Source organism: Streptomyces sp. NPDC005899, from assembly GCF_040629645.1.
Lineage (GTDB): Bacteria > Actinomycetota > Actinomycetes > Streptomycetales > Streptomycetaceae > Streptomyces.
The window spans coordinates 12,406-20,388 of record NZ_JBEXWB010000079.1 but is presented as its reverse complement, the minus strand read 5'-3'; the positions used below and the strand labels follow the sequence as shown (position 1 = coordinate 20,388).

The following is a 7,983-nucleotide window of genomic DNA, read 5'->3' as shown; positions in this document are numbered from 1 at the left end:
GGCTCGTGGCGCGCGCCGCCGTGGTGTTGCCGGGGGGGGGCGGGGGCGCCGACCCCCCGCCGGGTATCCCGTTCGGGGGGGGGTCCCCACCCCGGGGGGGGGGTGGCCCCGCGCCGTTCATGCGGTGAGGCGCGTGCCGGGCGGGCGGGCCGCCGCGGCGCGCGGTCAGCCGTTGAGGACCTCGCGCGCCAGCTTGGCGGTCTCGGTCGGCGTCTTGCCGACCTTCACGCCGGCGGCCTCGAGGGCCTCCTTCTTGGCGGCGGCGGTGCCGGAGGAACCGGAGACGATGGCGCCCGCGTGGCCCATGGTCTTGCCCTCGGGGGCGGTGAAGCCCGCGACGTAGCCGACGACCGGCTTGGTGACGTTCTTCGCGATGTAGTCGGCCGCGCGCTCCTCGGCGTCGCCGCCGATCTCGCCGATCATCACGATGAGGTCGGTGTCGGGGTCCGCCTCGAACGCCGCGAGGGCGTCGATGTGGGTCGTGCCGATCACCGGGTCGCCACCGATGCCGACGGCCGAGGAGAAGCCGATGTCACGGAGCTCGTACATCATCTGGTAGGTGAGCGTGCCGGACTTCGACACGAGACCGATGCGGCCGGGCTTGGTGATGTCGCCCGGGATGATGCCGGCGTTGGACTGGCCGGGGGTGATCAGACCGGGGCAGTTCGGGCCGATGATCCGGGTCTTGTTGCCCTTCGAGCCGGCGTACGCCCAGAAGGCGGCCGAGTCGTGGACGGCGATGCCCTCGGTGATCACGACGGCGAGCGGGATCTCGGCGTCGATCGCCTCGACGACGGCGGCCTTCGCGAAGGCCGGCGGCACGAAGAGGACCGACACGTCGGCGCCCGTCTTCTCCATCGCCTCCTTGACGGAGCCGAAGACGGGTACCTCGGTGCCGTCGAAGTCGACGGACGTGCCCGCCTTGCGCGGGTTGACGCCACCGACGATGTTGGTGCCGTCGGCCAGCATGAGCTTGGTGTGCTTCATGCCCGTGGCGCCGGTCATCCCCTGGACGATGACCTTGCTGTCCTTGGTGAGGAAGATAGCCATGGTGTTGGAGTCCCTCGTCCTTTACTTCGCAGCCGCGGCGAGCTCGGCGGCCTTGTCGGCCGCGCCGTCCATGGTGTCCACGCGCTGCACCAGCGGGTGGTTGGCGTCGGAGAGGATCTTGCGACCCAGCTCCGCGTTGTTGCCGTCGAGGCGCACGACCAGCGGCTTGGTGACGTCCTCGCCCTTGGACTTGAGCAGCTCCAGGGCCTGGACGATGCCGTTGGCGACCTCGTCGCACGCGGTGATGCCACCGAAGACGTTGACGAAGACGGACTTGACGTCCGCGTCACCGAGGATGATCTCAAGGCCGTTCGCCATGACCTCGGCGGAGGCGCCGCCCCCGATGTCGAGGAAGTTGGCGGGCTTCACGTTGCCGTGCTTCTCACCGGCGTACGCGACGACGTCGAGGGTCGACATGACCAGACCGGCACCGTTACCGATGATGCCGACCTCGCCCTCGAGCTTGACGTAGTTGAGGTTCTTGGCCTTCGCGGCGGCCTCGAGCGGGTTGGCCGCGGCCTTGTCCTCGAGGGCCTCGTGGTCGGGCTGACGGAAGTCGGCGTTCTCGTCGAGAGACACCTTGCCGTCCAGCGCCAGGATGCGGCCGTCCTTGGTCTTCACCAGCGGGTTGACCTCGACGAGGAGTGCGTCCTCGGCGACGAAGGTGTCCCACAGGGTCACCATGGCCTCGGCGACGCCCTCGGCCACCTCGGCCGGGAACTTCGCCTGGGCCACAATCTCGCGGGCCTTCTCGATGTCGACGCCGTCGACGGCGTTGACCGGGACCTTCGCGAGGGCCTCGGGGGTCTTCTCCGCGACCTCCTCGATGTCCATGCCGCCCTGCACCGACGCCATGGCCAGGAAGGTGCGGTTGGTGCGGTCGAGGAGGTACGAGACGTAGTACTCCGCCTCGATCTCCGGGGACAGCTCGGCGATCATCACCTTGTGGACCGTGTGGCCCTTGATGTCCATGCCGAGGATGTCGGTCGCGCGAGCGACCGCCTCATCCGGGTTCGCGGCCAGCTTGACGCCGCCGGCCTTGCCGCGGCCGCCGACCTTCACCTGCGCCTTGACGACGGACTTGCCGCCCAGCCGCTCGGTCGCCTCGCGGGCTGCCTCAGGCGTGTCGATCACTTCACCGGCCAGCACCGGTACACCGTGCTTGGCGAAGAGGTCCCTCGCCTGGTACTCGAACAGGTCCACGCGCGTCCGTCCCTTTTAGTGGTCTCGCGGTTCGTTCTTCTGCGTGGGCGTGCCGCGAGGGCAACGTGACTGCGCAGTCACTAGGGAGGCGCACACGGTGACCCGGTACGCGGCATGTCCATCCGGCAGGTTATCCCCGCGCTCCGCCGGACCCTAAATTGCAGATCACACCTGAGCGGTGATAACGGTCACAGACCACGCCGGCCGCCGGGGCGCGGAGGACGGAACGGCAGGTTGGCGAGCCGTATCACGACGGGCGGAGGGGACGGCCGCCCCGCGCCCACGGGCGTCGGGCCGGTGTCTCCCCGGCCCCGCGCGCGTCGACCTCGGTGATCGCGTCGTCCTCCGTGATCGTGTCGTCCTCGGTGATCGCCTCATCGCGGGCCCGGCCCGTTCCGTCGCCGGCCGGCGTCCTCTCCGCGCCGACCGTCCCTCCCTCGGCCCCTCCTTCCCCCTCGGCCCGCCTCATCGGCCGGGGTCCGGCAGGGGCAGGGGCCGTTCGGTGAGCGCAGCCGCCATGACCTCCGGGAAGAGGTCGGGTGTGCAGGCGAAGGCGGGCGCGCCGAGCGCTGCCAGTGCTGCGGCGTGCTCCCGGTCGTAGGAGGGGGCGCCCTCGTCCGAGAGGGAGAGCAGGGTCACGAACTGCACGCCGGACGCCGTCATCGCGGCGGCTCGCCGGACCATCTCGTCCCGGATGCCACCCTCGTAGAGGTCGCTGATGAGTACGACGACGGTGTCCGCGGGGCGGGTGATCCTCGACTGGCAGTAGGCGAGAGCCCGGTTGATGTCCGTGCCGCCACCGAGCTGGGTGCCGAACAGCACGTCGACCGGATCGTCCAGCCGGTCGGTGAGGTCGACGACGGCAGTGTCGAACACCACCAGCCTGGTCGCCAGGGTGCGCATGGAGGCCAGCACCGCTCCGAAGACCGAGGCGTGGACGACCGAGGAGGCCATGGACCCCGATTGGTCGACGCAGAGGATGACGTCCTTCTTCACGGACCGGCCGGCCCGCGCGTACCCGATGAGGCGCTCGGGGACGACCGTGCGGGCTCCGCTCTCTCCGGGCAGCGGCAGGTGGTTCTTGAGGTTGGCCCGGATCGTGCGGTCCCAGTCGATGTCCCGGTGACGTGGTCTCGCCGCGCGGGCGGAGCGGTCAAGGGCGCCGGTGACCGTCGCCCTCGTCCGGTCGGCGAGGCGGCTCTCCAGATCCTCGACGACCTTGCGCACGACGGTCCGGGCGGTCTCCCTCGTCGTCTCCGGCATGGCCTTGCCGAGCGAGAGCAGCGTGCCGACGAGGTGGACGTCGGGCTCGAGTGCTTCAAGCGTCTCGGGCTCCAGCAGCAGGGCGGACAGCCCGAGACGGTCGATGGCGTCGCGCTGCATGACCTGCACGACGGAACTGGGGAAGTACGTGCGGATGTCGCCCAGCCAGCGGGCGAGGGACGGGGCGGACGCACCCAGCCCGCCCGAGCGCTCGTGCCCTCCCCGGCCGCCCGGTTCTCCCGTACCGTCGTAGAGGTCGGTCAGAGCACCGTCCATCGCCGCGTCCCGGCCTGTGAGCGTGTACCCCGTGCTCTCCGCGCTGTCCGCGCCGAGCACCATGCGCCATCGACGCAGGCGCTCGTCGCCCCCGGCCGGCGTCTCTGCCGTCGCCCCCACCTTCGCTCCTTCCCCGCCACCCGCTCCGTCGGTGCTCATCGCACGCCCGTCCCCTCCACGTCGGTCATCGCACGCCCGTCCGCTCCGCGTCGGCATCGCCGGCCCGTCCGCCCCGCGTCGGTCATCGCGGGGGCCGCCCTCTCCACATCGGTCATCGCGGGCTGCTCGGCCGCGGGTGGTCATCGCATGGCTGCCGCTCACCGCCGGTCATCGCGTGGCCGCCGGCTCCGTCTCTGTCATCGCGTCACCGCCCTTGTCCGGCGCGGATGCCTGTGCCACCGCTCCAGCTCCGGTGCCGGTCTCGGTGGCGGAGTGCGCCTCGATGCCGGTTCCGGTCTCCGTGCCGTTGTCGGCCTCAGCGCCGGTTCCGGTGCCGCCGAGAAGCAGCCGGAGGACCGGCACCACCGCGGCGGCCCGCTCCTCGTCGAGTCCGGTGCCGAAGCCGGGTGCCGCTGACTCCTCCTCGCCCCGCGCCCGGTCCCGGCCGGGGCCGCGCCGGACCAGCTCGCCCAGGGTGCGCCGCGTGCCCGCCGCGTAGACGGAGAACGTACGGCGCAGGAGCGGGAGGACGTCGGTGAACACCCCGTGGGGCACGCCCGTCAGCCACTCGTCGACGAGTCCGAGGAGCCGTTCGTCGTGGACGAGCAGCATTCCGCCCCCGGCGCCCCCGCCGAGGAAGCCCTCTATCCACGCGGCCGCGTCGGCCGGTGGCGTACCGGGCGAGAGGGCCAGCCCCATGAGCCGAGCCGCCTCGTCCTCGGTGAGCCGTCCCTCGTCCAGGAGCAGGCGTGCGGCGCGGCCCCGGATGACGCCCGCGACCGCGTCCCTGCCGGACAGGGTCCTCAGGACGCCTGCCCAGCGCTCGCGGAGCCCGTCCGCCGGTACCACGGCGGTCAGCATGCCGACCGCCGTGTGCACGCCGTCCACTTGCCGGTGCCTCTCCGCCGCGCCGTCCGCGTCGAGCCCGGTGCACGCGGCGGGCAGGCCCACGCAGACGCGTTCGGCGAGGCCGACGGCCACCGTTCCCAGGGCCGCCGTGTCCGTCGCACGCACGTCCCCGTACCGCAGGGAGCGGGCCAGGGCGGGCAGTGCGTCGGCGAGGTGGCCCACGTCCGTGTCGAGCGCCGCACGGTCGGCGAGCGCCTTCACCACGACCGGCAGCGCCTCGGGCAGCGCGGCCAGGAGGCAGCGCTCGGCGAGCGCCGTGACCTCGGCGAGGGTCGACGCGGAGGCGGCGTCCGACGTGCTCCGCGCGGTCGCCGCGGAGAGCACCGTGGTGCCCCACACTCCGGCTTCCGCGATGCGCACGGAGAGCTCGGGCTCCCAGCACAGCCGCCAGGTCTCCCGGAAGGTGCCCGTACCGCCCCGCCCCGCCGTGGGCCGGCCCCAGCCGATGTCCAGAAGCCTCAGCCGGTGCAGGAACCTGCTGCGCGACGCGTCGGTGTCCTTGCGCAGATCCAGCTCGAGCTCCCGCTCCCGTGCCTCGGGTCTGAGCCGCAGGGAGCGCTGCTGCCTGGTGACGTCGCGCTGGAGGGGGACGGCGGGGGCGTCCTCCGGCACCTCGCCGAGGATGTCGCCGACGACGAGCCGGTCCCGGACGAGGTCGAGCGGTACGTCGGAGCCCTCGCACATGACGGCCCGGATCGCGTCGGTGGTCTCCGCGAGGCCCGCGGCCGGCCGTCCCCTCATGTCGGCGAGCGTGTCGGCGAGCCGCACGGCCTCGATGACATGAGCGGAGGAGACGAACCGGTCCTCTCCGCGCAGCAGCCCGGCGACCTTCGTCATCCAGCGCTCCACGGTCCGGTCGGGTGCGGCGAAGAGGTGGCCGTACCACCCGGGCGACTGGATCCCCGCGCCGTAGCCGCTGTGCCGGGCGAGCCTGCGATGGGTCCAGGGGACCCAGGTGAGCTCCGCCCTGACCTTCGGCATCCCCTTGAGGAGGGCCTTGTCGGCGGCGACCGTCGTCCGCGCGGCCAGCGCGGGGACGTGCCAGGCCCCGCAGACCACGGCGACGTCGTCGCCGAACTCCTTGCGGGCCGCGCGCAACTGCAGGCGCATACAAGCCTCCCGGACCGCGTCGCGGGGGTGCCCGCCGTCGCCGTACGTCTCGCGCAGTGCCGTCATGGCCTCGGCGAGCGCCGCGAAGGGGGCCAGCGGGTCGGCGGGGGCGGCGTCCGCCGCCCGGTGCTCGACGACGTCCTCCCACCAGCGCTCGGGGTCGTCGTAGCCGGCGGCCCGGCCCAGGATTCCCATGGGATCGAGGCCCCGGCCGTCCTCCGGGAGGCCCTCGGCCGGTTCCGGCCCTGGCCCTTCCGGCCCTCGCCCTTCCGCCTCTTCCGCCTCTTCCGCCTCTTCCGCCTCTGAGCGTTCCGTCTCCGTACGCTCCGTCAGGGCCAGCGAGTTGGCGGCGGGCAGGTCGACGAAGCGCACCGGGGTGCCGTGCGCCAGGGCCCAGCGGATCGCCACCCACTCCGGGGAGAACTCCGCCATCGGCCAGAACGCGGCGTGCCCCGGGTCGTCCACCGCGTGGGCGAGGAGCGCGACCGGCGGACGCATCGTCTCGTCGGCGGCGAGCGCCAGCAGGGCGTCACCCTCGGGCGGCCCCTCGACGAGCACCGCACACGGCCGGACCGCTTCGAGGGCGGCAAGGACCGCGCGGGCGGAGCCCGGCCCGTGGTGGCGCACCCCGAGCAGCAACGGCCCCCCGGACCCCCGCCCCGGGCCGCCCGGCGCGGGGGGCGTCACGCCGCTGCCTCACGGCAGGCGCGGTAGAAGTCCTTCCAGCCGTCCCGCTCCCGGACCACCGTCTCCACGTACTCCTGCCAGACGACCTTGTCGGCCAAGGCGTCACGGACGACCGCCCCGAGGACACCGGCCGCCACATCGCCGGGCCGCAGGACACCGTCACCGAAGTGGGCGGCGAGCGCGAGGCCTCCGGTGACGACGGAGATGGCCTCGGCCGTGGACAGCGTCCCGGAGGGCGACTTGAGTCTGGTGCGGCCGTCCTCGGTGACCCCCTGTCGCAACTCACGGAACACGGTGACGACGCGCCGGATCTCGGTACTGCTGTCGGGGGTCCGGGGCAGGTCCAGCGAGCGCCCTATCTGGTCGACGCGCCGCGACACGATGTCCACCTCGGCCTCGGGTGTCGCCGGCAGCGGCAGCACGACCGTGTTGAAGCGGCGGCGCAGGGCCCCGGAGAGTTCGTTGACCCCGCGGTCGCGGTCGTTGGCGGTCGCGATGAGGTTGAAGCCGCGCACGGCCTGGACCTCCTGTCCCAACTCGGGGACGGGCAGGGTCTTCTCCGACAGGATCGTGATGAGCGCGTCCTGCACGTCGGCGGGAATGCGGGTGAGCTCCTCGATCCGGACGGTCATGCCGTCGGCCATGGCCCTCATGACCGGGCTCGGCACCAACGCCTCCCGGCTGGGGCCCTGAGCCAGTAGCTGCGCGTAGTTCCAGCCGTAGCGGACGGCCTCCTCGGGGGTGCCGGCGGTCCCCTGGACGAGCAGGGTCGAGTCACCGCTGACCGCTGCGGCGAGATGTTCGGACACCCACGTCTTGGCGGTCCCGGGCACGCCCAGGAGCAGCAGCGCCCGGTCGGTCGCGAGCGTGCTGACGGCTACCTCCACGAGGCGGCGGGGCCCCACGTACTTGGGCGTGACGAGCGTGCCGTCGGGGAGCGTGCCGCCGAGCAGGTAGGTGGCGACGGCCCAGGGCGAGAGCTTCCAGCAGGCGGGTCTCGGCCGGTCGTCGGCGGCGGCGAGGGCCGCGAGTTCGTCGGCGAAGGCGTGTTCGGCGTGCGGCCTCAGGGCCTCACCCCCGGCTGACGCGGTGTCTGCGAACGCCGTCATGAATCCCCCTCCGGATCGTTCGGCCCGATGTGGTTCCCACCGTGCACCACGGCACTGACAACAGGCCCGGATCGAGCCTGGCGCGGGCCCGGCGCCGGGCCGGACGCCGGGCGGGGCGCCGTGCGGGGCGTTTTCGGGATCCGGTCGGACGGGTCTGCCGCCCGGCGGCCGACGGGGCGGCGGCCGACGGGGCGGCGGCCGCCGGAACTGCGGGACG

Annotated in this window: 5 protein-coding genes; all 5 read right to left on the bottom strand. The window is 73.0% G+C overall.

Features of this window, described 5'->3' with window-relative positions; genetic code table 11:
* Nucleotides 1–165: 165 nt before the first annotated feature.
* Nucleotides 166–1,050, bottom strand: a complete 885-nt coding sequence (sucD, locus tag ABZ371_RS12635) for a succinate--CoA ligase subunit alpha (protein WP_358677449.1) — start codon at nucleotides 1,048–1,050, stop codon at nucleotides 166–168.
* Between the two features lie 21 nt (nucleotides 1,051–1,071).
* The gene (sucC, locus tag ABZ371_RS12630) at nucleotides 1,072–2,253 is read right to left on the bottom strand and encodes an ADP-forming succinate--CoA ligase subunit beta (RefSeq protein ID WP_358677446.1); all 1,182 of its coding nucleotides are present in this window, start codon (nucleotides 2,251–2,253) and stop codon (nucleotides 1,072–1,074) included.
* Between the two features lie 465 nt (nucleotides 2,254–2,718).
* Nucleotides 2,719–3,855, bottom strand: coding sequence for a VWA domain-containing protein (locus ABZ371_RS12625; RefSeq protein ID WP_358677451.1), 1,137 nt, complete (start codon nucleotides 3,853–3,855; stop codon nucleotides 2,719–2,721).
* Between the two features lie 264 nt (nucleotides 3,856–4,119).
* A complete protein-coding gene (locus ABZ371_RS12620; protein ID WP_358677443.1) occupies nucleotides 4,120–6,657 on the bottom strand; it encodes a DUF5682 family protein in 2,538 nt (845 codons plus the stop codon).
* Entirely contained in the window at nucleotides 6,654–7,766 is a 1,113-nt protein-coding gene (locus ABZ371_RS12615) for an AAA family ATPase (RefSeq protein WP_358677440.1), read from the bottom strand. The genes ABZ371_RS12620 and ABZ371_RS12615 overlap by 4 nt, the downstream gene beginning before the upstream one ends.
* Nucleotides 7,767–7,983: the final 217 nt, after the last annotated feature.